A 26,532-nucleotide genomic window follows, 5' to 3' on the forward strand; every position below is an offset into this window, starting at 1 on the left:
TTTTTCTGAACCAATGAATTTAATTACTTTGCTAAACTATCCCGATTTAATAGATAATTTGTGAATAACTGAACAGATAATTATTCTCAGGGATAACTCTAGATTTAACCTAGATTCAACTTTTAAATATAACCTGTATTTCTGCTCCCTGCTCCCTGCTCCCTGCTCCCTGCTCCCTGCTCCCTGCTCCCTGAAACCCGAAAATTTGTACCTCACCCAATTGATAACTGCTAGAAAAGTGAGGAGATAGTTTTGAAACGGACTAAAGGATCAGATCAGAGATTACCCAGGGTGGTTTATACTCCTGAGAGTCAGATGAGGCATCCGCTTCAATTATTTCAAAAGATGGGGCGAGACTTGCTGGCTTCTAGGGAACTAGCTTGGCGACTTCTGGTGCGGGATATCAGTGCCCAATACCGGCAGTCATTTCTGGGAATTGTCTGGGCTTTTATACCACCAATTGTAACAGCTGTTGGCTTTACTATGGCTAAGAGTAACGGGGTGATTAATGTTGGTAGCACAGATTTACCCTATCCAGCTTATGTGATGTTTAGCATGACCCTGTGGCAGACTTTTGTGGAAACACTGAATGGTCCTGTCCAAGCCGTGACCCAGGCCAAGGCAATGTTGGCTAAAATTAATTTCCCCCGTGAAGCGATTATTCTTAGCAAACTCGGTCAAGTATTTTTTAACTTTGGTATCAAGCTGATTCTGATTTTTGGTTTGTTTATCTGGTTCAAGATGCCAGTAAGTTGGAGCGTGATTATAGCACCAGTTGCTTTGATTAATCTTGTATTTTTTGGAACATTTATTGGCTTGTTATTAGCCCCGATGGGAGCCTTGTATAAAGATTTTTATATGGGTCTTACTTTGGCAACTGGATTTTGGTTATTTCTGACTCCAGTTGTCTATCCAGTTCCTAGTGAGGGGGTATTTGGCGCTATTGTGAAATTCAATCCAGTCACTCCTTTGCTGGTGACAACACGAGAGTTGGCAACCACAGGTGTGATCTCCGATCCCCTGGGATTTTGGGTGGCGAGTGGAATTGCTGTGGTGGGATTGCTACTAGCTTGGATTTTCTATCGTCTCTCCATGCCTTTTGTAGTTGAGAGGATGAGTTCTTAATGATGATTAGTACCACTGAGCAAGACCTTGAGGACAAATCCCAGGATAGTGAAATCATTCTCTCGGTTAATGGGGTTTCTAAAAAGTTTTGTCGGGACTTGAAGCGGTCTTTATTATATGGGGTTCATGATATTGGCACTGAGTTATTAGGATTGCGGCAGAAGGATGATAAGCTGCGGAAAAAGGAGTTTTGGGCACTTAAAGATGTCAGTATTCAATTGCGACGAGGAGAAGCAATTGGCTTAGTGGGGAAAAATGGTAGTGGTAAATCGACATTATTACGAATTATTAGTGGTTTGATTAAGCCGGATGTTGGCTCTGTGGAAGTTAAAGGTCGGTTGGCACCATTGATTGCTTTGGGAGCAGGGTTTAATCCGATTTTGACAGGGCGGGAAAATATTTATGCTAATATGTCGATTTTGGGGTTGTCGAAAAAAGAAATTGATCAGCGGTTTGATCAAGTTCTAGAGTTTGCAGAAATTGGGGATGCCATTGATTCGCCAGTACAAACCTATAGTTCTGGAATGGCAGCAAGGTTAGGTTTCGCTAGTGCAATTCATACAGAACCAGATATTCTTCTGATTGATGAGGTGCTAGCAGTCGGCGATCTTCTGTTTAGGATGAAATGCTATAGAAAGCTGTCTGAATTACGGGATAAAGGTACAACGTTTGTTCTAGTAGCTCACAATCCTAATTCTATTCTATCTATTTGTGATTCAGCCATTTATCTTGAACGAGGAAAATTACTAGCAGTTGGTAAGGCGGCTGTGGTAATGCAACAATATGATCAAGATTTGTTTCTAGATAATAAACAGGAATCCAAAGGAGCTGTTTTCTTTAAAGAGAAACCAGCAGAACAAAGCACTGGTTTAGATATTATTGGCGTTTACTTTAGAGATGGACAAGGAAATAGGATTGACTATCCTCTCAGTGGTCAACCTGTATCCTTATGTGTTAAGTGCAAAGCTCACACAGAAATTTATAATGGAAGCTTTTGTATTATTTTTAGACAAAATTGTGGGGAAGGAGAACCATTATTAAATTTAGATAGTTATCTAGATAACACAATATTTAAAATTTCTAATGGAGTAGTTGAACTTCAGCTAGAAATGCCTTATCTTGGATTACAGCCAGGTTATTATTCTACTAAATTATGGGTTCAAAAACGACCTAAATATATCTACGACCACGTTTTATTTAAATTTCAAGTGAAAAGTAATAGTTTAATGTCAGAATGTCAATTTTATCAACCTAGAAAATGGAAAGTTTTATACCATTAATATATTGACCCGGTGGGTGGAATGGGCATCAGGCGTGGAACGGGCATCTTGCCCGTTTCATTTCCGGACGGACTGTCCCAACACTGGCTACCGAGAAAATGAGGGCTAGCCCAAAGGTGGTGCGTTACGGGGCGGGCTGTCCCAACACTGGCGCTCGAGGTTGAACATGAGGGCTAGCCCGCCCCTAACGCACCCTACGCAACTCTGCTCCCTACTCCCTATTCCCTATTCCCTATTCCCTGTTCCCTTTGCTATATGTATGAATTCTTTAAGTTAATCAATAAATTATGGAATAATCATAAACAGAAAATCAGACACAACTATTATCGTAACCAACTTGGAAATATTGGGGAAGACTGTTATATAGGTAAAAGCGTAATCAAAAATAATTTAAGTAAATTATTTCTGGGCAATCGCGTCATTGTAGAAAATAATGTAACGCTTAAATGTAATTTAGAAGACTCTGCTATTCATATTGGCGATCGCTCCATTATCCGAAGTTCAGCAATGCTCATCTCTGCAGAGGGTAAGATAAAAATTGGTAGTGACTGTAGTGTTAACCCTTTTTGTTTTCTTTATGGTGCAGGTGACTTAGTTATAGGAAACTGGGTCAGAATCGCTACCCATACTGTAATTGTTACTTCAAACTATACTTTTGACGATCTTGATACGCCTATCGACCTTCAACCGTCTACTAAAAAAGGTGTCATTATAGAAGATGATGTTTGGATAGGGGCGGGAGTAAGAATCCTTGATGGTTGCAGAATAGGTAAAGGTTCTGTAATCGGTGCTGGGACAGTTTTAACTAAGAGTGTTGAGCCTTACTCTGTAGTTGTAGGAGTACCGGGCAAGGTTATTCGTAAACGTGGTGAATATAAAGATAGTAAACAGGAGTAAATAGGATAATTGTTTTTCACAAAACTAGTCACAAATAAATAGATTTATCTCATCTATTTATTACTAATAAATAATCACGACTATCCTAGACTGATGATAGTAAATGAGTAGTTTAACTGAGCTTAACTCCTTAAATTATAAGGGAGTCAATACAATTAAATTTAAAAAACATTGTTTTTTGTTATCGCTACAAGCCTCTTTGAGTAAGCTTTGTAGCGATAATTTTATACTAATTTAGTTTAGCCACATCCTAGATAGCCATAATCCCTAGCACTATTAGGACAATTAGCTATGAAAAATCAAGAGCGTGTGCGAGTATTTATCGGCTCTGGTGAAGCAAGTCTAGTGGAGAGGAAAGTCTCAATTTACTCTCTTCGTAAGCATAGCCGTAGGGAACTGGATATTTATGTTTTTAATGGCACCCACAATGCTATTGAACATAATGATGATCAGCCTTATCTCGCTCCCATGTCTTTACGAGTTAAATATCGCAATACAACTGAGTTTAGTCTCTACCGATATTTGATTCCACAGTTGTGTAACTATCAAGGTAAAGCTATTTATATTGACTCAGATACTATCTGTTTAACTGATATTGGTGAACTCTTCGAGACACCTTTGAATGGCTGTGATTTCCTGGCAAAAAGAGCTTATAGCACTGAAGGTAAAGACCTTTGGGGCTTGAGTGTAATGCTGATCGATTGTCAAAAATCTAACTTTGATTTAGAAACCTACTACGACGAAATTGAGCAAGGTTTATATTCTTATCCTGATCTTGCCCGTATGAGTCCGGCTTTTCTGGCTCATCACCATTACCAAATCGGAGAACTAGACCCCCTTTGGAATGTCTTTGATTACTATGACAACAATACGAAGTTAATCCACTATACTAACCTCTACACTCAACCCTGGAAGTCTTCTAATCATCCCTATGGAGATTTATGGTTTCAGTACTTTAATGAAGCTAGGGAGTGCGGTTATATCAGCCAAAATGATATTGATTTAAGCCTTGCTCGTTCCTACGTCAGGCGTGATTTACTAAAGGAAAATTTATCACGGAGTATTTTTAAAAAAGTGAGATACTCTCCAGTTATTTCTCGTCTTTACGAGAGTTTAAAAAAGCTACTGAGCAATTTTATAAACGTGATTATATCACCAGTTAGGTAACTTAGTTTATGAATATTATTGCCGTTATTCCTGCTCGCTATGATTCAATTCGTTTTCCTGGTAAACCTTTGGCAATGATTGGCGATCGCCCAATGGTACAGAGGGTTTATGAGGCAGCTAAAGGTTGTCCTAATTTCACTAAGGTGGTAGTTGCCACTGACTCTGAATTAGTTGCCGATTGTGTGGGGCAGTTTGGGGGAGAGGTGGAAATGACTCGCTCAGACCATGCTACTGGTACTGACCGGGTTGCAGAAGTAGCTCAACGTTATCCGGAAATGAGGGTAATCGTTAATGTCCAAGGAGACCAACCTTTTGTTACTGGTCAGATGCTGACCGAGCTGGTAAGTCCTTATATCAAAGGGGAGTTCCCTGCGATGACGACTCTTGCTTGTCCTCTGGATATGGCAACAAGCTATCAAGACCCTAACTCAGTCAAGGTTTTATGCGATCGCAAAAATCACGCCCTCTACTTTTCCCGTGCTCCCATTCCTTACTTCCGGAATTCTGGAGATGCACCTGTATTCCACCATCTCGGACTCTATGCTTTTGAGCGAGATTTCCTGAGCAAATATGCTCAACTGTCACCCACACTCCTAGAGAGGTGTGAAGGCTTAGAGCAGTTGCGAGTACTTGAACATGGATTTGCCATTCGGGTGTGTATTACTGAAAAGGCAGTTTTGGAGATTAATACCCCTGAGGATTTAGTTAAAGCTCAAGCCTTAATTTATCATTAAACCTGGAGATGCTATCCAAATTATTGAGAATATATCCCAGTTTTCCCTAAGTAGCTAAAAATTCTGTTAATATGTAAGTCTATCAATAGATAAATGATTATCTACATTGCCTCATATCCACGCTCTGGAAACTCATTGACCCAGCAAACAATTCAAACTTTCTTTGAGCGACCAATGACTGTAGTCTACGGAGGTAGTAGGAAACCTGAGACCTATGCTAGTGGAGCCGTAAATTTTATCAAAAACTGGCGTTGGCCAAAGGACAAGATAATTTCAAAATCTTTGTGGGGTAAGTTGCATGCTCAAATTAATACAAACAATCTAGAAAAGTGGATTGCTCTGTATGACCTGAATGTGCCCCCTTATACGAAAGATTGCCGCTACTTACTTCCTGGCTGTTTGAGCGTGCTAACGCCGAAAAATCGCCAAAAATTGGCAGCTGAGGAATCTCCCTTCTTTATCAAAACCCACGAACTACCCTACCAAGAATATTTTGAAGGGGAATACGTCATCTTAGCTGTTCGTCATCCCGGTTCTGTTCTTTGGTCTTATTTCAATTTCATCAAGGATTTCTGGCAAGACGTTAAAACTCTCGATGAAGTAATTAGAGGAGAAGTTACATTTGGCTCGTGGAGTGAATGGTATCAAAGTTGGAATCAAGCCATACCTTCTCTAAATGACAGACTTTTAAGACTCCGCTTTGAAGATGTGCTGGCGGATAGGCGCAGGGCATGTCAGCAGATAAAAGCCTTGATTAGTCTAGATTATAATCCCTCCAAGCAAGAACTTTCATTTGAGGAGCTGCATAAAAAAGACCCGCAACATATCCGCTCTGGAAAAGCTAATGGCTGGCAAAAGTACTATACCGACAACCAGCTCAGCCTTCTTTGGGAGTTACACAGTGCAACCATGCAGCAATTCGGTTATGAGATGCCTAAATAGGCATAGTCTACGTTGGCTTCTGACGTTAATCAGCCTGCCTTGCTAAGGCAGAAGGCAGAAGGCAGAAGGTAAAAGAGTTTCAGGGTTTTTTTTCTGATTTAATACCAGGGAGTTTAAATGGGTGACAGCTTACATATTAGTACAACCCATTGTATAGTTAACAATAATTGACACTCCCCGTCCTGTAAGAACGGGGATTCTTACTTCAACGAGCCGACTTGCTCAGCCAGGTCGGAACCAGAAAGAGTAGAGGCCGATTCGACCTAAGCGTTTTGATCATAGATAATGGTTTCGGTGTGCCCCACCGTACCTTTACTTTTTTTTTTAGAGATAGATACTTTTTTAGATCTAAATTTTTCATAGACGTTAAAGTCGTTAGACTAAATTACGCAATATGTATCTCAGACATATTTTTTACGTTGCCTACTTATGGTTAGATAGTATCTATCTCTTTTAAAAGTCTATTGTTTATAATCTTATACTAGCACACCTAGTACAAACTGTCAAGAAAAAGTTTTAAAAAAAAGCCGTCGAACGAAGGACGGGGCTTTAAACCCAATTTTTTTGGTAACTAATTTATGACTCGCGCTCAAATCACAGATACCCTCTCGATTGGCGATCGCTACCCACTCACCCTGATTGGTGGTCCGTGTGTGATTGAATCGGAAGACTTTACCTTAAAAATGGCAGAGGAGATCCATAAAGTATGCGATCGCTTAAATATTCCTTTCATCTTCAAGTCTTCCTTTGACAAAGCCAATCGAACTTCCATCAACTCCTTTCGGGGACAAACCCTAGACACAGGTCTAGACATTCTCCAGAAGGTCAAACAGAAGGTGGGTGTGCCAGTGCTTACCGATATCCACGAAAGTCACCAAGCTGCAACGGTTGCTGAAGTAGTTGATGTCCTGCAAATCCCAGCGTTTCTGTGTCGCCAAACTGACTTGCTAATCGCTGCGGCTGCTACAGGTAGGGCAATTAATGTCAAAAAAGGTCAGTTTCTTGCCCCTTGGGATATGAAGCATGTGGTCACCAAACTGGAAGCTGGGGGAGCCAAGAATATTTTACTGACAGAGCGGGGTACTAGTTTTGGTTACAATACCCTAGTGGTAGACTTTCGCTCCCTCCCTCAGATGCGCGAGTTAGGTTATCCTGTAGTTTTTGATGCCACTCATAGCGTCCAGATGCCAGGAGGAAAGGGAGATAAATCTGGTGGACAGCGGCACTTTGTTCCCTATTTGGCCAGAGCTGCCGCTGCCGTTGGCATTGATGCTCTGTTCATGGAAATCCATGAAAATCCTGACATCGCCCTTAGTGATGGTCCGAATATGGTACCATTGGCAGAACTGGAAAATGTCCTCAAGGGAATTCTGAATGTTCGTGCAGCTTTGGACGCTACAACTGGGGAAAATTTGCGGGAAAATTTGCTATGAACAACATCCCTGAGACTGAATTACAAGCACGTTTATCCCAGGTCAAACTGCTAGCCCTAGATGTAGATGGAGTCATGACCGATGGCGGACTTTACTACACAGAAAGCGGTGAAGAACTCAGAAAGTTTAATGTCAAAGATGGCATGGGTATAAGGCTACTCCAACAGACTGAAATTGAGGTAGCTGTTATAACTAATAGCAATTCTAGGGCAACCCGACATCGAGTCCAAAAGCTAGGAATCAAGTACAGTTTTTTTGCCATTGAAGATAAGTTAGCTGTGCTCAAAGAACTCTGTGAACAGTTGAGTTTATCTCTTGCCCAAGTCGCCTATGTTGGTGATGATATAATTGATTTACCAGTTCTGAAAGCTGTAGGATGTCCCTTAACTGTTGCTGATGGGATACCAGAAAACCAAGACACTGCTGTGTATGTTACCAAATTAGCAGGTGGGCAAGGAGCGGTTCGAGAAATATGTGACCTGTTGCTCAAAGCACAGGTTTAAGGTAAGTATTCAGTATTCAGCTATCAGCTATCAGCTATCAGCTATCAGCTATCAGCTATCAGCCCCCGCAGCCTAGAACTTAAACGCTACAGCTGAACCAAAAGCTCACTTGATGCCCGTAGGAAGTATAGAAGACTATCCCGATTCAAAACATAACGTCTGAAAGGGTTAGTAGGCAATGTTTTTCAAGTAGTAAGCCTATGGGCTACGCCCACGCTACGGGAACAGCTGGCTTTTGAATTAAACAGGTAAGCATTGGTTTAATCTCAGTTACCTCAACTGACCGCTGACCGCTGACCGCTGATAGCTGACCGCTTAGCTCTTAACCAGGAGCAATGCTGAATCTTCTATAAAAAAAATGACAAATCCTAAGCTTGTTAAACGCATCATTACCTGTCAAGGCACCATTCAACTAGTGACTGCCTTATCAGTGCTTAGTTACCGGGAAAAACAGCAAAAAGACCTTACTATTAAATACCAAGATTACCTTGTTATTTATCATCTCTATTCTCCCCCTGGGCAAATTGATGAATTTGCCGCCTTTATCAAAAGGATAGCAGAGTTAGTGGGGGAGTGGCAGAAAATTGTGTACATCACCCCTGAGCAACTCAGTGATATTGAGAGTCGATTAGACTATTCCAGCCCATCAAAAATTTTCCGGATAGTCCATGAAATGGTTGGCACTAATAGGGCTGATGAAATTTACCTGTGCCGGAATTGGATGTTTGGAAATAAGCTACTGATTAATACTTACAAATCTGCCCTGAAACTTGGTTACGGTGATAGTATTGGCTTTTACTTTTCGGTAAAATCAAAAGCATTATTTGCAGATAAGCCAGAACCTAAATTTAATTTAAGTAGCTATATACAAAAAAAACAAAAAGCATTAGTTCGTAAAATAAAAACTAGTTTACGACTAATCACTTATCTAAAAATTAGACCAAAATTTGATATCGGTTATTTTGTATTACCTGAAGCGTTTGGGGAATCACCTCCCATGAAAACTGTCACATTAAATAAAGTGTGGCTTCTCGACACGTTTCAAAAGCTCAGGGGTTTGGTAAACCCAGAATACGTTGTCCAGTTTCGCAATAAAATTGCTGAATCTCCCGTTTCAATCCTACTCACTTCAAATTTCTCTGAGGCTCGTAGAATGTCTCTGGATAATGAAATCGCTGCTTACCGTGAATTCCTGATCGGTGAAGGTATAGAGCCAAACACAGTACTGGTCATAAAACCCCATCCTAGAGATGACAATGTCAAACTCCAGAAGTTGGAGGATGCCCTATCTGAATTGTTTGATAAAATAATAATATTATCAGAACCAGACCTCTTTTTTCTGCCCTTTGAAGTCTTTTTTGCAGAAGCTTTCCTACCCCTAGATTCAAGGGTCAATAATCAACCCAGGGTGTTTGCTGTCAGTACAGCTTGTGTCTCCCTAAAGCTACTGTTTAATGTTCCCAGTATTGTTGGCTTTGGAGACCAGATTACTTCCAAGCTTTTCTATGAAAATTATGCAGCTGGTAGGTTGGAACACGAACAGGAGTTAAGAGCAGCAATCAACAACGTTGAAGTACCTGGAATCATTAGCGAGCACCATGAAAGTCCTACATATCAATCAATCTGATCTTTCTGGGGGAGCCGCGATCGCAGGCTACCGACTCCATCAAGGTTTGCTCGGTCAAGGCGCAGACTCACGCTTGTTAGTCTGGAGACCCAAAACGATTAGTGATCGTGTAGATTATGCTGCCCGTTTAGCCATTCTAGATAAACTAACTGCCCCGATTACCCAACAACTAGGACTTTACTATATTAATAAACTGGGCACCTTTACGATTCCTAAGCACAGCTTTTATAAAAACGCCGATGTACTCAATTTTCATGTGCTTCATGGTGGCAGTCGTGGATACTTTAATTATTTAGCAATCCCTTCATTAACTAAACGTAAACCTGCTGTGTTTACCTTCCATGATATGTGGAGCTTTACTGGACATTGTGCCTATAGCTATGACTGCGATCGCTGGAAACGTGGTTGTGGAAAATGTCCTGATCTAAATATTTACCCAGCTATTCCAAAAGATAATACTCATATAGAGTGGAAGCTAAAAAACTGGGCTTATAGTCACTCAAACTTAACAATTGTTACTCCCAGTCGCTGGCTTTGTGAGCAAGCTAAGCAAAGTATGCTCAACCGCTTTGGGATTCACCATATTCCAAATGGTATTAATACCGAAGTCTATCAGCCCCTCGAATCTCAACAGTGCAAATCTGTACTCAACATTCCCACGGGCAAAACAGTTCTGATGTTTGCTGCAACAAACTTAGCCGAGAAGCGCAAGGGCGGCGATTTGCTGTTGAAAGCGTTGCAAAGTCTACCCCAGTCTATCAAGGCGGAAACTATAGTGCTAACCTTTGGTAGTGGTGGCGAAACGATTGCTGAGACTGTTGGCATCCCAGCATTGAATCTTGGTTATGCCAGCAATGATCACTTTAAAGCCATTGCCTATTCTGCTGCTGATTTGTTTCTTTTCCCCACCCGTGCGGACAATCTTCCCGTGGTCCTGCAAGAGAGTATGGCTTGTGGTACCCCCATGGTGTCTTTCAACATCGGCGGCGTTCCCGATTTGGTACGTCCTGGTATTACTGGTTACTTAGCTCGGCCAGAGGATATTCAAGATTTCTGTAATGGTATTGTGCAGTTACTGGAAGACAAACCGCTACGGGAAACCATGGCACAACAGTGTCGTGCTATTGCTTTGGAAGACTATTCACTTGAACTGCAAGCCCAGCGATATATCGACCTATATCATCAGGTGTTACAAAACTAGAATGCGATCGCATCCGTCAACAGCACTATTAGATGACTCTAGAAACTTATATAGCGTTTCTCATAGCTATTACGTAAACATTATTTTTTCCCACTCCCGACTCCCGACTCCCGACTCCCGACTCCCGACTCCCTGTTCCCTACTCCCTACTCCCTACTCCCTGTTCTCTTTACTATATAAATTCCATATGATGGCTGATTAAAGGTCACCAATATTTATTGAAATTAGTATTAGAGAGAGTATATTAAGAACTCTGTAAAAGTAAAATTATGATCCCTGATATCTATTTAGTTAGTATGTATTGATAGCTAGTAGCCAGATATAATTATTTTAAGAGGTGATTACCTTGAAAACCATTGCTATCATTGAGGAAAATTGGAAGGGACATCGTCCAACATACCTCAAGGTTTTCACCAAAATGTTGCTTGAGCTTGGTCATCAAGTAATAGCCTTCTGCCCAAAGCCATTAGAATTAACTGAATGGGTTGCCTTTAACTGCCCTAACTATCAAGAGCAATTCCAGGTTTTTGAATGTCAAACACCAGAGCCTAGCTCATTTAGGATCAATGGAATTCGCACAGCCCTGAATGCAGTAAAACGTTGGTATTACGCCAAAGCTAGCATTCAGTATGCTTCATCAAAAATTGGTAAAGTACCCGATCTAGTATTTTTTCCCTGGCTTGATAGTTGTTTAGCGCCCTACCTGCTACACCATATAGTAGACAATATTTTCCCTTACCCTTGGTCTGGTCTCTATGTTCAACCTCGTCATTTGAGGCTTAAACAAAAGTTTTGGTCTATCAATAGAGGTCCTCTAAAACCTCATGCTGCGTTAAAATCCTCTAATTGCCCAGCTGTTGCTGTTCTTGACGAAGGGATTGCTAACCAATTACAAAGCAAAATCAACGGCAAAACTGTCATTACGTTTCCCGATTTTACCGACGAGTCAGCTCCAGACTTGAATTGGTCAATCGTGAAACAAATTCAAGCCAAAGCGAAAAGAAAAAAAATCATTGGATTACTAGGAATACAATCCCAGCGCAAAGGAGTTCTGACACTTTTAGAAGTTGCTCAGCAGATGGTGAAACAAGACTATGTTTTTGTCTTCGCCGGTCAGTTATCCAAGCACAGCTACACTTACCAAGAGCAAGCAAGACTCCAGACTCTTATTGACCGAAAGTTACCTAACTGCTTTTTTTATTTTGAGCGTATTCCTGATGAAGCAAAATTCAACGCTTTAGTTAGTACTTGTCATATCTTATTTGCTGCCTATCATGACTTCCCCCACAGTAGCAATATCCTAACTAAAGCAGCAGTTTGTGAAAAACCTGTGATTGTGAGCAGCAAATTTTGTATGGCAGAGAGAGTACGTAAATTTAAATTGGGTTTGACTATTAATGAAGGGGATGTGCTGCAATGTATTTATACTATAGGTCGCCTTTGTAGTCAACTGGATAACTATAACCAACAAGTGCAACCTGATTTTGATGGTTATAGACGTCTTCACTCTACTGATCAGCTCCCAGAAAAACTTCAGAGTATTTTAACTAGTATTTAGCAAGTCGCTACTGAAAAATACTAGTTTTTATATTAATTATGTAGATAAAGATGAAAACTCCAGTTGCCTTCATAATCTTCAAACGACCAGATACTACTGAGAGAGTATTTGAAGTAATTCGCGAAGCCAAACCTCCCAAACTGTTAGTCATTGCTGATGGACCCCGTGGCGATCGACCAGGTGAAGCAGAAAAGTGTGCTGCAGCTCGTGCAATTATTGAGCGCGTCGATTGGGATTGTGAAGTTTTGGAAAACTACTCTGATGTAAATCTGGGTTGCTGTCAGCGAGTGTCAAGTGGAATAGACTGGGTTTTTAACACCGTTGAAGAAGCAATTATTCTTGAAGATGATTGTCTCCCCCATCCCGATTTTTTCCCATTTTGTGAAAATCTGTTAGAGCGATATCGAGACGATGAGCGAGTCATGATGGTTAGTGGGACTAACTTTCTAGGTAAATGGAAGTCTGATCGTCAGAGTTATCATTTCTCCTATTATGGTGGAATTTGGGGTTGGGCTTCTTGGCGAAGGGCATGGAATTATTATGATATTACTATGAGTCTTTGGTCAAATCCTGATATTAAAAATCGGATCAGGGATGTGTTGGCAAATAACGAGCATTACCAAGCCCGTAAAAAATCCTTTGATTCTACACTAAACGGTAAATATGATGCTTGGGATTACCGATGGAGTTTTGCCAGACTTGCACAGTCTGGATTATCAATTGTTCCTGCTGTTAACCTGATTTCAAATATTGGTTTTGGGGAAGGGGCAACCCATACCGTATCAGCAACTACCCAACTAGCAGAACTTAAAACCATAAGTCTTAATTTTCCGATTAATTATAACCAATTTACAGCTGTCGATAGAGATTATGACCACAATTATTTTCAAAATTTTATTAAACGCTCTAAATTAACTAAATTATTAAGCATTTTAAGATTTGCTTAAAAAACTATGAAAGTCATTTCCCTTCTAGATCCATCGATTTGCAGCTCTAACCTAGGCGATCAGATTATTATTGACTCTGTCGATAACATTATAGATACAACCTTTGATGAACCACTGTTAATTCGGATTCAAACTCAAGATAAAATTTCCAGTAATTCCTATAAATACATGAGGATGAGTGACATCAAAATTATTGGGGGCACAAATCTTTTATCATCGAAGATGAATTCCTATAAGCAATGGAAAGTTAATCTGTGGGATTCCCTATTTATTAATGACATCATTTTGTTGGGTGTGGGCTGGTGGAAATATCAAAAAAAGCCTAATTTTTATACAAGAGTTTTGTATAAAGTGCTGCTCAGTAATACCTATCTCCACTCGGTTAGAGATAGCTATACCGAGCAAAAATTAAAATCCATCGGCATCCCTAACGTAGTTAATACATCTTGCCCGACATTATGGACTCTGACAGAGGAACACTGTTCCAATATACCACGAAAAAAGTCAGACTCTGTTTTAGTTACCTTCACTGAGTATCATCAAAATGAAAAGTTGGATTTCAACCTAGTCAAGGTATTGTCACAAAACTATCAAAAAATTTATTTCTGGACTCAGCAGCCCAAGGATTATCACTATATGCAATCCTTTTGTGGCAAGAGTGCTATATATCTCAAACCTAGCCTAAAAGCATTAGATCAGTGTTTATCTAGCTGTGATGTAGATTATATAGGTACGCGATTACATGCTGGCATTCGAGCATTACAACACAGCAGAAGAGCACTGATTCTTGCTATTGATAACAGAGCTACTGAAATTGCTAAAGATACTAACCTTCCAGTTATTAAACGAGATGATATAGACTCGATTAAACATTGGATAGATTCCTCCTATGAAACAAAAATAAACTTACCAATAGAAAATATCAATAGATGGAAAAATCAATTTTAATCAACGTAAGCTGTTTTGCATTTAAATTGCACAACAGCAAGGCAGAAGGCAGAAGGCAGAAGGCAGAAGGCAGAAGCGATCCAGCGCGGTCTTCGACATCCCTACTCCCTACTCCCTACTCCCTACTCCCTACTCCCTACTCCCTTTGCCATATCGTTAGTGATGTTAGTTTTATGGTAGGTTGATGTTAAAACTAATAAATATAGGTTGCGGCTCTACATATTCTAATCATCCGGCGTGGACTAACGTTGATTTAGCACCACAATCATCCCATATTGATAATCATGATATCAGGAAAACGTTGCCCTACCCTGATGCTTATTTTGATGCTTGTTATAGTTCTCATGTAATAGAACACCTCAAGCAGCATGACGCTGAGCAACTTATAGCTGAGTGTTGGCGCATTCTTAAGCCACAGGGAATAATTAGGGCAGTTGTCCCTGATCTAGAATCAATAGCTAGACATTATATCTCTACTCTAGAACAGGTTGAGTCTGGTGTTACGGAAGCAGAGGCTAATTATGACTGGATAATGTTAGAACTTTATGACCAGACAGTGCGCCACGTTAAAGGTGGTGAAATGGCTAGTTATTTAGCTGACCCTAATCTTACGAATAAAGAATTTATCAGATCTCGTATCGGTAGCAATGCTGATCTATTTTTGGATAAAAACTCTGAAAAAAAATCCTGGATAGAGCGACTAGCATCTAAAGATAGATATTGGTTTTACAAAACCTTGAGGAAGTTTAATCTCAGAACTAGTATTGCCAAATATCTAGTGACTCTGATCGCAGGGAATGAAGCACGAGAAGCATTTGAAGTCGGGTTGTTTCGGAATTCAGGTGAAATTCATTATTGGATGTATGACCGGTTTTCTTTACGACGACTGCTGGAGCGCTCAGGATTTGTAGAGGTGCGCGTTTGTGGTGCTGATTCAAGCCGTATTCAAGATTTTAATAGCTACGGTCTAGATATGCTTGAGGGCAAAGTGCGTAAACCCGATTCACTGTTCATGGAAGGTATTAAACCATGAAGACTCTAATTGTTAGTAGTTTCGATATCTCTGGTGGAGCTGCTCGTGCTGCCTATCGATTACATCAAGGTTTCCACAGCATTAATTTAGATTCCCAAATTTTAGTGCAGGAAAAATTTAGTCATGATCAAACTGTCATTGGACCAACAAAAAAGTTGACACAGGGCCTAGCCAGGAGCAGATGGACTTTTGGCGCTTTACCTCAAAAGCTTTACCCCCAACGGGAAGATAAGACTTTTTCTAGCCAGTGGTTTCCCGATGCAGTTGTTCCCAAAGTTGCCCGACTTAAGCCCGATATTATTAATCTCCATTGGATTTGTGCTGGCTATGTCCAAATTGAAAGCATTGGGAAACTAAAGCGACCAATTGTTTGGACTCTTCATGATATGTGGCCATTCACAGGAGGATGTCACTACAATCACGATTGCGATCGCTATACAGTCTCCTGTGGTAATTGTCCTCAACTTAACAGCAGCAAAGACTGGGATTTATCCCGTTGGGTATGGCAGCGCAAAGCCAAAGCTTGGCGAAATCTTGACCTGACAGTTGTCACCCTCAGCTCATGGTTAGCCAAATGTGCCAGTGCCAGTTCCCTTTTCCAGGATCTGCGAATTGAGCTCATTCCCAATGGCATTGATACTCAACAGTACAGACCCATCCATCAGCAGGTAGCGCGAGAATTACTTAACTTACCCCAGGATAAGCAACTTATTTTATTTGGAGGAGTAAATGCCACTAGTCAAAAACGCAAAGGGTTTCAATTGTTACAACCAGCGCTCCAAGAGCTGAGCCAATCCGGATGGCGAGATCAACTAGAGTTAGTTATTTTTGGTGACTCTCGGCCAGACAATCCACCTGAGTTTGGTTTTAACGCTCACTACTTAGGGACATTCAGCGATGATCTCTCCCTAGCGCTAGTTTATGGAGCAGCAGATGTATTTGTTTGCCCTTCCCTTCAAGATAACTTGCCCAACACAGTCATGGAAGCGATCGCATGTGGAACTCCTTGCGTCGCCTTCAACATTGGCGGGATGCCCGATCTGATTGAGCACCAGAAAAACGGCTATTTAGCCCAACCTTACCAAATTGAAGCTCTAGCTCAAGGAATTGCTTGGGTGCTAGAGAACACAGAACGACATCAGAAATTATCCTACCGCGCCCGCGAAAAAGTAGAAAAAGAATTTACCTTAGAAATTCAAGCAAGACGCTACTTATCCCTTTTTACTGAAATTTTATCCGGAGTATAACTATCATTACTAGAAAATATAGTATCACTGATATAACTAGGGTTATATAACTCTCAATACTAGATAATTCATGATAAATTTAAAAAGGTTATCTACTAATCAGTTAATAACTTTTTTTTTGCTCCGATTAGAACCATTTTTGATTGGAATATGCTTATTTTCCGGCATGTTTCTTGATTTTCCAGGTCCTCTACTTAAGCTTTTAAAAGTTGGTAGCTATCTAATCTTGTTTTTTTTAATTCTTTGGCGATGGAAAAGATTTGCCTATGTTTTTACAAGGGATATACCGTTACTATGCTTAGTAGGGACTGCTGTGTGGTCGGTTGGATGGTCTGCGGTTCCCGGTATTCCAGAATTACTTAGAGCCGTCTTACGTGCAACTGCCCTCGGAGCATACTTAGCAGTTCGCTATAACCCTAAGGAGCAAATGCGTCTGGTGGCATGGGTGCTAGGTATAGTGGCGATTTTAAGCTTATTGGTCACTTTAGCTCATGGCTTAGGGGACGCTCCCGCTCAGGGTATCTTTAGGCATAAAAATCATTTAGCTCGTCTGATGACCCTAAATGCCATAATTTCGTTATTGAGCATCCTCAACCATCGGAAATATCGCTGGGTAGGGTGGGTGGGATTTAGCTTATCTGTTTTGATGCTACTACTTTCTCAGGGAAAATCAGCATTGCTAATCTTTTTAGTTATGATTACCCTGCTGCCCCTTCACAACTTTGTAAAACAGCACTATAAGTTACAAACTGTTCTTTACATGGTCTCAGCCCTCCTGGCTTTTGTGGCATCGATAGTAATTTTATGGAACCTGGAATTCATACTAGTTGATATTCTAGGCAAAGATCTACAATTGAATGGGCGTTTACCGATTTGGACTTTAGTATTTGATAAAATTTTAGAACGACCTTGGCTAGGTTACGGTTTTGAAGGATTCTGGTCTTCCGACGCTGGCTACTCTGTCATCAACTCTACATGGCTTGCCCATGGAGGATATGGTAATGCTCATAGTGGTTATCTTGAGTTAGCTCTGCAACTTGGATTTTTAGGTATTTTCCTTTTTGTGCTTAGTTTATGTATAGCCTTATTTAAGACAATTCAAGTCCTAAGTGTCACCAAAAAACTAGAATTTTTCTGGATGTTTCTCTACCTAGTATTTTTCAGTATTGTTAACCTGAGCCTAGACCCATCAATTCTTGCCGAAGACATCGTGTGGACTCTGTACGTATCAACCGCTCTTTCGGCAGCTGTTTACCAGAGTCGAATTGTCAAGAATCCCCACTTACTAGGTGTTAGGAAACAGGGAGTAGGGAGTAGGGAGCACAGAAGTCAGAACAGGAAAGAGGTAAGAGGGAAAAAATCCTGTGTACCTGATTGCTATGAAAAACCCTGTAAATTATTTCAGTAAAATAAACGGGATAGTAAGCCATGAAAAACTCAGAGCAAAGTACCATTGATGAACAAGAAGACCCTCCCTTAGCCGAACTTCCGAGCATTTCGATAGTTGTTCCTAATTATAATAGCGGAGCAACTATCTGTGCCACCTTACAAAGCTTAATTGAGCAGAACTATCCCAAGCTAGAAATCATTGTAGTTGATGGCGGATCCACTGACAACAGTGTCGAAGTAATTAAGCAGTTTGAACCATACATTACCTGGTGGGTTAGTGAAAAAGACAGTGGTCAATCCAATGCCATTAATAAAGGTTTTGCGAAGTGTAATGGTGATATCGTTAATTGGCTGTGTAGTGACGACCTCCTAGCACCAGATGCCTTACACACAGTGGGAAAATACTTTGCCGAGTCGCCTGATATTGACGTCTTAGTTGGTCGCAGCAAAATTGAATATAGGACTGACAATTTAGGTCAACCACTCAAAGGAGCTAATTTTTGGATGACCCTGTTTGGGCGAGTCTTGCCCTTAGGATTAGGGTCACGACCGATGATATTGGATGCAAAAAACCAGATCTACATTAAAGCTCCTACACTCAAACAAATTGACTTAATTTCTGTTGCTTCTCCCATTCACCAACCTAGCTGCTTTTATCGGCGCAAGCTGCTTGATCGACCTCAACCATTAGATGAAAGCTATGAGTACACCATGGATATTGAGCTATTTAATTATTTCTACTCCCGTGGTGTGCGCTGGCGCGTGATCGAAGAGGTGCTAAGCATTGCTCCAGTAAGTGGTGACAATAAAACCAGCATAGCTGGTGTAAAAGCCACCTATGAATTAGAGCAAATCTACAAAACTTACACCAAAGAATTAATCCCTCTAACCTATTGGCATAGACGACTACGTTATCCCTTGGAGCGTTTTATCAAACATCATCGTAGCCGTCTTTGGTTATACATAGTCGGACCAGTATGGGTTGCCATCACACTACTATTAAGCCCATTTTATGGTGTTGAAAAAGTTTGGGCACTTAGGTGGACAAAGTGGATTTGATTACTTTTAGGGAACAGGGAACAGGGAACAGGGAGCAGGGAGCAGGGAATAGGGAATAGGGAATAGGGAATAGGGAATAGGGAATAGGGAATAGGGAGCAGGGAGCAGGTTACCGAAGTCCTGAATGTCTTAAAATTATGGAAAATTATGGTTCACTATCCGTCTTCACACACAAGTAAAGACACAAGTAAAGACACAAGTAAAGATACAAGTAAATACCAAAAATTAGACCTTAAAACACAAAATACTTTTCCTGTCGTGGGATGTCAGGTAGTAATGTTAGGTGACAACCTTCAGATCAAGGCTGGTATCCCATCAGTGCAGAAGGTTATTCTTCGTAATGCACCCTCTCAGGTTAAAATTCAGCATATTCCTACTACCTGTACTGATGGCAAAAACGGATCAATTACTCGTAAGCTCTTAGTTTTTGGGAAAGCTCTGGGGAAGTTGCTGTGGAGGTTATCCACAAAAAAGACTGATCTGATTCACGTGCATTTTTCTCAAAGGGGTAGCACGCTCCGGAAAATGATTTTGATGCTCCTTGCACTAGCATTCCATGTCCCTGTGGTTTTGCACGCCCATGGTAGCGAGTATAAGTTGTTTTACACTGGGCTACCTGAATTGGCAAAAGGAATAATTAGCTTGGTGTTTCGACAATCTGCCTACTTTATTGTTCTATCACAAAGCTGGAAAAACTTTTACCAGTCCAGTTTCCGACTAAAAGCAGAACAGGTTGTAATTCTTCCTAACCCAGTAGAGTTGCCCTCAAAAATTCCAGAGCGCACAAGCTGCAAACAGATAATGTTAGTTTTTGTGGGAGAAATCGGTAAACGGAAAGGAGTATTTGATCTGATCCAGGCCTTTGCATCTCTGTCTCCTGAACAAAAAACTTGCTCAGAATTACTATTAGCAGGGGATGGAGAAGTAGAGCAAGCCTGTCAATTAGTTGAAAGCCTAGATTTAGGAGACCATATCAAAGTCCTTGGCGGGATAGACTCAGCTCAACGGGATGCTCTTTTAGCAAAAGCGAACATATTTATCTTGCCGTCTTATAACGAAGGTCTGCCCATGGCATTGCTTGAAGCCATGGGTTGGGGCTTACCTGTGATCACCACACCAGTAGGGGGGATACCAGAGTTGGTAATACATGGTGACAATGGTTTGCTAGTTAAGCCTGGACAGATACCAGACCTATCTATGGCTATGCAGACTCTAATTAATGATCAAGGGTTACGGCTCTCCTTAGGATCTAGCGCCAGAGCAAGCGTTGCCGATCTCAATGTCAAAAACTACCTCAGTTCTCTGCTTAATATTTATGGCTCAGTGCTCAAATCTCAAGCAACAGCTCCATGAACACACTATTGAGTTTCTCAAGATCTCTGTTATACAAATGTCGGCTTATGTCTGGGATACAGGAGGTTGACCCATGAAAGTATTACTTTCAGCCTATCAGTGCCAACCTCATACCGGTTCAGAAAACGGAATCGGCTGGGCTTGGGCAACACAACTGGCTCTAATGGGACATGAAGTCTGGGTGATTACCTGGAGTCATAATCGGATTCCGGTAGAGCAGGAACTTCAGGTAAATCCAATATCTAACATACATTTTTTCTTTTGCGACCATCCTACCTGGTTATCTCGGTTGTTCAAAATTCTGATTACCAGACACCTAATATTGCTCTCAGTTCCCTTGTGGCAATTGATGAGTATCTGGTGGCAATGGGATGCTTATCGAATCGCCAAATCATTAACCCAGGAGGTGGTATTTGATCGGGTTCATCACGTAACTAATACAACAATTCGACGCCCCAGTTTCATGGGTCTTTTAGGAATCCCTTTCATTTTCGGACCGGTAGCTGGTGGAGTAAAAGCACCTTGGTGTCTCAGGAAAAGCTACCCAGTCAGGGGCTGGTTATTTGATTTTATCCGCGATATTTCTAATACTATTGTTAAATTTGACCCGCTGATGAACTTAACGTTTATCACCGCATCAAAAATCTATTGTCGCTCAAAGCCTACCCAGGCACTTATCCCAAAATTTTACAAGTATAAGTCTGACGTTGTTTTTGATATTCCTATATATGATATCATAAAAATACCTAAAATTATTGAAGAATACTTCATCAATAAAGATACTTTTAATGTTCTTTTTGTAGGGCGTTTTTTACATTGGAAAGGGATACATCTGGCGCTGAAAGCCTTTTCTCTGTTGCACCAAAAGATTCCCAATACCCATTTTACAGTCATTGGTCGTGGTAGTGAGCAAACTTGGCTGCAGAGACTGAGTGAGAAATTGGGTATCAAGGATGCTGTAGACTGGATACCTTGGATGGAGCAGAAAGAATTAAGTTCACCTTATCTAGAACATGATGTTTTTCTATTCCCCAGTCTCCATGATTCCGGCGGGCTAGTAATTCTAGAAGCTTTGTCCCATGGCTTACCAGTAGTTTGTCTAGATTTAGGAGGACCAGGGGTGATGGTGGATGAAACCTGTGGACGGGTGATAAAAACCGATGGGTTGACGGAAGAAGGGGTGATTCAGAGACTTAGTGATGCCTTAGTAGAACTGGCAGAAAACTCAGAATTGCGACAGCAGTTGAGTGCAAGGGCCTTGGCGCAACCAACTAAATTTGAATTTAAGAATGTTGTGGAAAAAATATATATAAATTAATTGGTTGAGGTAAAAAGTTCTGGGTTTTAGGGAGCAGGGAGTAGGGAGTAGGGAGTAGGGAGTAGGGATTAGGGAGTAGGGATTAGGTAGTAGGGAGTAGGGAGTAGGTAAAAAAAACCTGTGTAAATCATTACTATTACAAGCGATATAATTTTTTTAAAAATTTTAATTTATTAAAACTAAAACTATAGTTTAAAATACGGCGGTTTGCATAACTATCAGGTATACAGTATTTTTTCCTCTTCCCTCTCCCCTCTTTGATGCTCCCTGCTCCCTGGGGAGCAGGTCAAATTTGCTGAAACATTAGTACTATTTTCCAGTAGAGCAAGCAATTACCCATGAGGGGGCTATAGATAATGTACAAATATTCATCCAGGACTAGGGTGTGTCTTCAAACTCGGAGATCCCCCTAAATCCCCCTTAAAAAAGGGGGACTTTGACTATGGCTCCCCCCTTTTTTAAGGGGGGCTGGGGGGGATCTAAATCTTGCGGAAAACTTTGAAAACACGCCCTAGCTCCCCTGATGACCTATTACCTATTACCTATTACCCATTACCTATTACCTATTACCTTAGTACTAATGTTGCTGCATAAGTGACATGCTCCCTGCTCCCTGCTCCCTAAAACCTAATAATTTGTATCTGATCAATTGCAAACCGCTGTACTTATGCATCTATCCTTAAGGTCACATTTAGTGATAAATTTTACGAATTTTATTAAGGATATAAATTTTAATGGTTTCATTTTCAAAAGTATTAATAATTGTCGAGAATTTACCTTTACCCTTTGACCGACGGGTATGGATGGAAGCCACTAGCTTACAGAAAGCTGGCTATCAAGTTACTACAATTTGTCCCAAAGGGAATGGGTTTGATAAGGATTATGAAGTCATGGAAGGGATTCATATTTATCGCCATCCCCTACCACCAGAAGAAAGCTCGGTTACTGGCTATCTTCGAGAATACAGCTGGGCTGTGAATTGGCAATTTCGCTTAGCTCGTCAAGTATGGCGAGAGCAAGGTTTTGACATCATTCACATTTGTAATCCGCCAGATTTAATGGTTCTAGTGGCGGGATGGTTTAAATTGTTCCGGGGCGTAAAAGTAATCTTCGACCACCACGATCTGGCTCCAGAGATGTACATCGCCAAGTATGGACGAAAAGATATTTTTTATCATGGTTTACGCTGGGCTGAGCGCTTGACTTATGCTACGGCAGACATGGTGATTTCAACTAATGAATCCCATCGCAAGGTCGCTCTTACCCGAGGGGGGAAGAAACCAGAGCAAGTAGTTGTAGTGCGCAGTGCTCCTGATCTGGAACGGTTTCGGATCATGCCCTCAAACCCAAGTTACCGCAGAGGTCGTGACTATCTGGTCGGTTATATGGGGGTTATGGGGGAACCGGAGGGCATTGACTATCTTCTGAGGGCAATACGTTACATTGTGCAGGAAAAGAAGCGCCAAGATATTCACTTCATGCTAATTGGCAGTGGCCCTGCTGCTGAAACCCTCAAGGCTTTATCTAAACAGCTTGACCTGACTGATTTTGTAGAATTCACAGGATTTCAGACCGGGGAAGCACTTTTAGAGCGGCTTTCCAGTTGCGATGTATGTGTGGAACCCTCTCCCACATCGGCTTATAACGAAAACTGCACTATGAATAAAATCTTGGAGTACATGGCTCTAGGTAAACCCATTGTTCAGTTTGACCTCCGAGAGGGAAGACACTCTGCAGGCAATGCATCTGTTTATGCTACGCCTAATGACGAGCTGGAGTTTGCTGAGAAAATTCTCGAACTTCTCAAGTCTCCTCAACTCAGAGAAAAAATGGGAGCAGAAGGTAGACGCAGGATGGACGAAATGCTGGAATGGCGTCATCAAGCGCCTAAACTTTTAGATGCTTATGGAAAAGTTTCGTGAGTTTTTTTAGGAGCAAAGGGAGCAAGGAGTAGGGAGTAGGGAGTAGGGAGTAGGGAGTAGGGAAAACATCCTGTCTAGTTCAGGTGCGACCCGTGGCGAATTTAATTCGCCAACGGAAAGCGCACCTAATAGTTATGAGAAACGCTATCTATTGCTTTAGCAAAAGTAACTATATCAGTTATAACCTAGAAAATAGATGGTCTTATAGTATCGATTTTATAAAACTATTTTTATGATATTGAATGAAAATTATTTAGTTAAAAAAATCAAACGTATACCGGGAAAACTTAAGAGAGAGTCTTTGCGAATACCGATGCTAGATCACCTGTATTATGGTGACTATATAAAAAGACTAGAAAATCATGCTAACTCCCTACCTGCCCTAGAGCCAGTAGATTTACCATTGTTGAATTCTCTCTTCAAACAAGGAACGGTTGTTACTTCTTTAGAAGAGTTAGAAATTTCCTATAAGGAACTGATAGATAGTGCTGAGGATATCTTACCAAAATTACGGGCATTGCCTATACCGAAACTTGAGTCTTGTATAACCTATCGCGAAGAGCTAATTAGTTACCCACAACTTTTTAAGTGGGGACTTAACGAACGATTGCTTGATATTGTAGAAAATTACCTTGGTGTTCCAGCATTATTAGCTGCTGTAACCCTTCAAAGGACTATTGCGGATGGAAAACCAGTACATGTCAGGCAATGGCACGTAGATCCAGAAGACTATCGCATGGTTAAAATCATTATCTACTTGAATGATGTGGGGTTAGATGGTGGCCCTTTTGAATATATTCCCAGACATTTAACCTCATCATTAGCTGAAGCCCTGAACTACAATTATTACAGTTCTGGTTTTGTCTCGGATCAAGACATGACAAGGGTTGCCCCTAAAGCTACCTGGAACCCTTGCCCAGGACCCTATGGCACAGTAATTTTTACTGACACACGCAGCATTTTCCATCGTCTGAAACCACCTACTGGATCAGAGCGATACTCAATTACTTTCGCCTACACCTCTAGACGACCGATCACAACCTTTGAGAGAAATTTCTCTAAACACCAGTTGCAAGCTATTGCCAGCGGGTTAAGCCAACGACAACAAGATTGTCTCTTTTTCGATTAAAGCTGTGATCATTACAGTGGAGTTGCACCATGGTTAACCCAGTGGAACAGGCATCAGGCGTGGAACAGGCATCTTGCCTGTTTCAATTCCCAGGCGGGCTGTCCCAACAAGGCGCGAAGAGGCGGAAAATGAGGGCTCTCCCTTGGGTGGTGCGTTACGGGGCGGAGTATACCAACCCTGGCTACAAAGCGAAACATCAGAAGCTTTCCGCCCCTAACGCACCCTACGCAACTGTGATCCGGTCATGCCTTGATCATCTCGTAAATTGCCAAAAATCAATCCTACCCTGAGCGATCGCATACCTTTGATGTTAGGATTTGACTCGTAACCGTAAATTATACGGATATGAACAAAGATACAGGGAATTGTATCTTTGTGAGGAGTGTTCGAAAAAAAGGAATAAGAGGCTTGTGGTAGATTCTAAACGATTGTCTGGGCAGTTGTTCAACTTAACGGGAACTAAACTCCTATATATTCTATCAATCGGCTTAACTCTGGGTGCATTAATTTTGGATGGGACAGCAGCTCGGTCCCTGATCGCAGGTAACTCCATCACTATACCCCTGTTGATCTGTGCTCTGATCACTACTGGGATTGGATATCGAGCAGTCCCCTTTCTACAAGCACTCAAAATGGGTCAGATTATCCGTCAAGAGGGTCCCCAATCCCATTTACAAAAAGCGGGTACCCCCACCATGGGTGGCATATTTTTTGTGCCGGTAGCGGTGGTGATTGCCCTGGTGTGGTCAGGATTATTCCTCCAACAGCAGGATTTTATCCCAGTCCTAGCGGTATCCCTAGCCACCCTTGGCTATCTGTTAATCGGCTGGGTGGACGATTGGCAAGTGGTCCAACGCCGCTCTAATAAAGGGATGTCCCCGAGAATGAAACTGGCCTTACAAATTGTGGTCAGTTTACTGTTTTGTCTATGGTTATCACAAACCCAGCCAGCCAGTATAACTAATATCACCTTACCCTTGGGGATCGTCTTACCCTTGGGATTCTTGTTTTGGCCGGTGGGTATGTTTGTGCTATTAGCAGAAAGTAATGCTACTAATCTTACCGATGGAGTGGATGGACTAGCAGCAGGAACCTGTGCGATCGCATTTTTAGGACTAGCTGCCCTGATTGCTCCGACCTCCCCTGGTTTAATGGTCTTCTGTGCTTGTATGAGTGGCAGTTGCCTCGGTTTTATTGCCCACAACCGCAATCCCGCCAAAGTCTTCATGGGGGATACCGGTTCTCTAGCCCTAGGAGGAGCACTAGCAGCGGTAGGACTTTTGACTGGGAACCTCTGGGGTTTATTTATAATTAGTGGTATTTTCTTCCTAGAAGCCGTATCAGTGATAGCTCAAGTTAGTTACTATAAAGCCACCAAAGATGCCAATGGGGTGGGTAAACGTTTATTAAAAATGTCACCGTTCCACAATCATCTGGAACTTTCTGGCTGGTCAGAGACCCAGATAGTGGCGGTATTTTATGTAGTTAATGGGCTTCTGGTCTTGTTGTGTTTGAGGTGAATTGTGATTGGTTTTTTCTCCTTTGCCCAAGGCCTATAGTTGATCAAGGCAAGAGGCATGCATGCAAGACTAACCCACGCCTACCCCCTCACAGGGGTAGGTTTTTTTACATTAGGGTAGGGAGTCGGGAGTCGGGAGTCGGGAGTCGGGAGTCGGGAGTCGGGAGTCGGGAGTCGGGAGTCGGGAGTCGGGAGTCGGAA

General features: G+C 41.5%; 24 protein-coding genes. All 24 read left to right on the forward strand.

Annotated features, from left to right (window positions below):
* The first annotated feature begins 315 nt into the window (after nt 1–315).
* The 24 genes from BJP37_RS33175 (at nt 316) to mraY (ending at nt 26,332) form a co-directional block, all read left to right on the forward strand.
* Nucleotides 316–1,125: an ABC transporter permease gene (locus BJP37_RS33175; RefSeq protein WP_075906696.1), complete on the forward strand. Its 810-nt coding sequence runs from the start codon at nt 316–318 to the stop codon at nt 1,123–1,125.
* Nucleotides 1,126–1,127: 2 nt separating this feature from the next.
* A complete protein-coding gene (locus tag BJP37_RS33180; RefSeq protein WP_075906698.1) occupies nt 1,128–2,405 on the forward strand; it encodes an ABC transporter ATP-binding protein in 1,278 nt (425 codons plus the stop codon).
* A gap of 255 nt (nt 2,406–2,660) precedes the next feature.
* Entirely contained in the window at nt 2,661–3,302 is a 642-nt protein-coding gene (locus BJP37_RS33185; RefSeq protein WP_081431418.1) for an acyltransferase, read from the forward strand.
* 291 nt (nt 3,303–3,593) lie between these two features.
* The gene (locus BJP37_RS33190) at nt 3,594–4,469 is read left to right on the forward strand and encodes a glycosyltransferase (protein ID WP_075905416.1); all 876 of its coding nucleotides are present in this window, start codon (nt 3,594–3,596) and stop codon (nt 4,467–4,469) included.
* Between the two features lie 8 nt (nt 4,470–4,477).
* Entirely contained in the window at nt 4,478–5,203 is a 726-nt protein-coding gene (gene kdsB / locus BJP37_RS33195; RefSeq protein WP_075905418.1) for a 3-deoxy-manno-octulosonate cytidylyltransferase, read from the forward strand.
* A gap of 93 nt (nt 5,204–5,296) precedes the next feature.
* On the forward strand, nt 5,297–6,145 hold the full coding sequence (locus BJP37_RS33200; protein ID WP_075905420.1) for a sulfotransferase domain-containing protein: 849 nt from the start codon (nt 5,297–5,299) through the stop codon (nt 6,143–6,145).
* 578 nt (nt 6,146–6,723) lie between these two features.
* Nucleotides 6,724–7,578, forward strand: a complete 855-nt coding sequence (gene kdsA / locus BJP37_RS33205; protein ID WP_075905422.1) for a 3-deoxy-8-phosphooctulonate synthase — start codon at nt 6,724–6,726, stop codon at nt 7,576–7,578.
* Nucleotides 7,575–8,081: a KdsC family phosphatase gene (locus BJP37_RS33210; RefSeq protein WP_075905424.1), complete on the forward strand. Its 507-nt coding sequence runs from the start codon at nt 7,575–7,577 to the stop codon at nt 8,079–8,081. Before kdsA ends, BJP37_RS33210 begins: the two co-directional genes overlap by 4 nt.
* 358 nt (nt 8,082–8,439) lie before the next feature.
* Nucleotides 8,440–9,708, forward strand: a complete 1,269-nt coding sequence (locus BJP37_RS33215) for a polysialyltransferase family glycosyltransferase (RefSeq protein ID WP_075905426.1) — start codon at nt 8,440–8,442, stop codon at nt 9,706–9,708.
* Nucleotides 9,680–10,909, forward strand: a complete 1,230-nt coding sequence (locus tag BJP37_RS33220) for a glycosyltransferase family 4 protein (RefSeq protein WP_075905428.1) — start codon at nt 9,680–9,682, stop codon at nt 10,907–10,909. The genes BJP37_RS33215 and BJP37_RS33220 overlap by 29 nt, the downstream gene beginning before the upstream one ends.
* Nucleotide 10,910: 1 nt before the next feature.
* The gene (locus BJP37_RS40500; RefSeq protein WP_158069871.1) at nt 10,911–11,111 is read left to right on the forward strand and encodes a hypothetical protein; all 201 of its coding nucleotides are present in this window, start codon (nt 10,911–10,913) and stop codon (nt 11,109–11,111) included.
* A gap of 135 nt (nt 11,112–11,246) precedes the next feature.
* Nucleotides 11,247–12,467: a glycosyltransferase gene (locus BJP37_RS33225; protein ID WP_229415535.1), complete on the forward strand. Its 1,221-nt coding sequence runs from the start codon at nt 11,247–11,249 to the stop codon at nt 12,465–12,467.
* Nucleotides 12,468–12,517: 50 nt separating this feature from the next.
* Nucleotides 12,518–13,414, forward strand: coding sequence for a hemolytic protein HlpA-like protein (locus BJP37_RS33230; RefSeq protein WP_075905432.1), 897 nt, complete (start codon nt 12,518–12,520; stop codon nt 13,412–13,414).
* Between the two features lie 6 nt (nt 13,415–13,420).
* Nucleotides 13,421–14,362, forward strand: a complete 942-nt coding sequence (locus BJP37_RS33235; RefSeq protein ID WP_075905434.1) for a polysaccharide pyruvyl transferase family protein — start codon at nt 13,421–13,423, stop codon at nt 14,360–14,362.
* Entirely contained in the window at nt 14,344–14,547 is a 204-nt protein-coding gene (locus BJP37_RS38015; protein ID WP_143727921.1) for a hypothetical protein, read from the forward strand. The genes BJP37_RS33235 and BJP37_RS38015 overlap by 19 nt, the downstream gene beginning before the upstream one ends.
* Nucleotides 14,547–15,395, forward strand: coding sequence for a class I SAM-dependent methyltransferase (locus tag BJP37_RS33240; protein ID WP_075905436.1), 849 nt, complete (start codon nt 14,547–14,549; stop codon nt 15,393–15,395). Before BJP37_RS38015 ends, BJP37_RS33240 begins: the two co-directional genes overlap by 1 nt.
* Complete coding sequence (locus BJP37_RS33245) at nt 15,392–16,642, forward strand: glycosyltransferase family 4 protein (RefSeq protein ID WP_075905438.1); 1,251 nt, start codon at nt 15,392–15,394, stop codon at nt 16,640–16,642. Before BJP37_RS33240 ends, BJP37_RS33245 begins: the two co-directional genes overlap by 4 nt.
* A gap of 313 nt (nt 16,643–16,955) precedes the next feature.
* On the forward strand, nt 16,956–18,050 hold the full coding sequence (locus tag BJP37_RS33250; RefSeq protein WP_143727922.1) for an O-antigen ligase family protein: 1,095 nt from the start codon (nt 16,956–16,958) through the stop codon (nt 18,048–18,050).
* A gap of 20 nt (nt 18,051–18,070) precedes the next feature.
* Complete coding sequence (locus tag BJP37_RS33255; protein WP_075905442.1) at nt 18,071–19,090, forward strand: glycosyltransferase family 2 protein; 1,020 nt, start codon at nt 18,071–18,073, stop codon at nt 19,088–19,090.
* A 147-nt stretch (nt 19,091–19,237) separates the two neighbouring features.
* Nucleotides 19,238–20,443: a glycosyltransferase family 4 protein gene (locus BJP37_RS33260; protein ID WP_081431419.1), complete on the forward strand. Its 1,206-nt coding sequence runs from the start codon at nt 19,238–19,240 to the stop codon at nt 20,441–20,443.
* A 73-nt stretch (nt 20,444–20,516) separates the two neighbouring features.
* Nucleotides 20,517–21,761, forward strand: coding sequence for a glycosyltransferase family 4 protein (locus BJP37_RS33265; RefSeq protein ID WP_075905446.1), 1,245 nt, complete (start codon nt 20,517–20,519; stop codon nt 21,759–21,761).
* Between the two features lie 803 nt (nt 21,762–22,564).
* On the forward strand, nt 22,565–23,683 hold the full coding sequence (locus BJP37_RS33270) for a glycosyltransferase family 4 protein (protein ID WP_198954356.1): 1,119 nt from the start codon (nt 22,565–22,567) through the stop codon (nt 23,681–23,683).
* Between the two features lie 313 nt (nt 23,684–23,996).
* A complete protein-coding gene (locus BJP37_RS33275) occupies nt 23,997–24,812 on the forward strand; it encodes a phytanoyl-CoA dioxygenase family protein (protein ID WP_229415537.1) in 816 nt (271 codons plus the stop codon).
* Nucleotides 24,813–25,222: 410 nt separating this feature from the next.
* Nucleotides 25,223–26,332 carry a phospho-N-acetylmuramoyl-pentapeptide-transferase gene (gene mraY, locus BJP37_RS33285; RefSeq protein WP_075905453.1) on the forward strand — a complete coding sequence of 370 codons (1,110 nt, stop codon included), beginning with the start codon at nt 25,223–25,225 and terminating at the stop codon, nt 26,330–26,332.
* Nucleotides 26,333–26,532 lie beyond the last annotated feature (200 nt).

Origin of the sequence: Moorena bouillonii PNG, assembly GCF_001942495.1 — a bacterium.
GTDB classification, from domain to species: domain Bacteria; phylum Cyanobacteriota; class Cyanobacteriia; order Cyanobacteriales; family Coleofasciculaceae; genus Moorena; species Moorena bouillonii.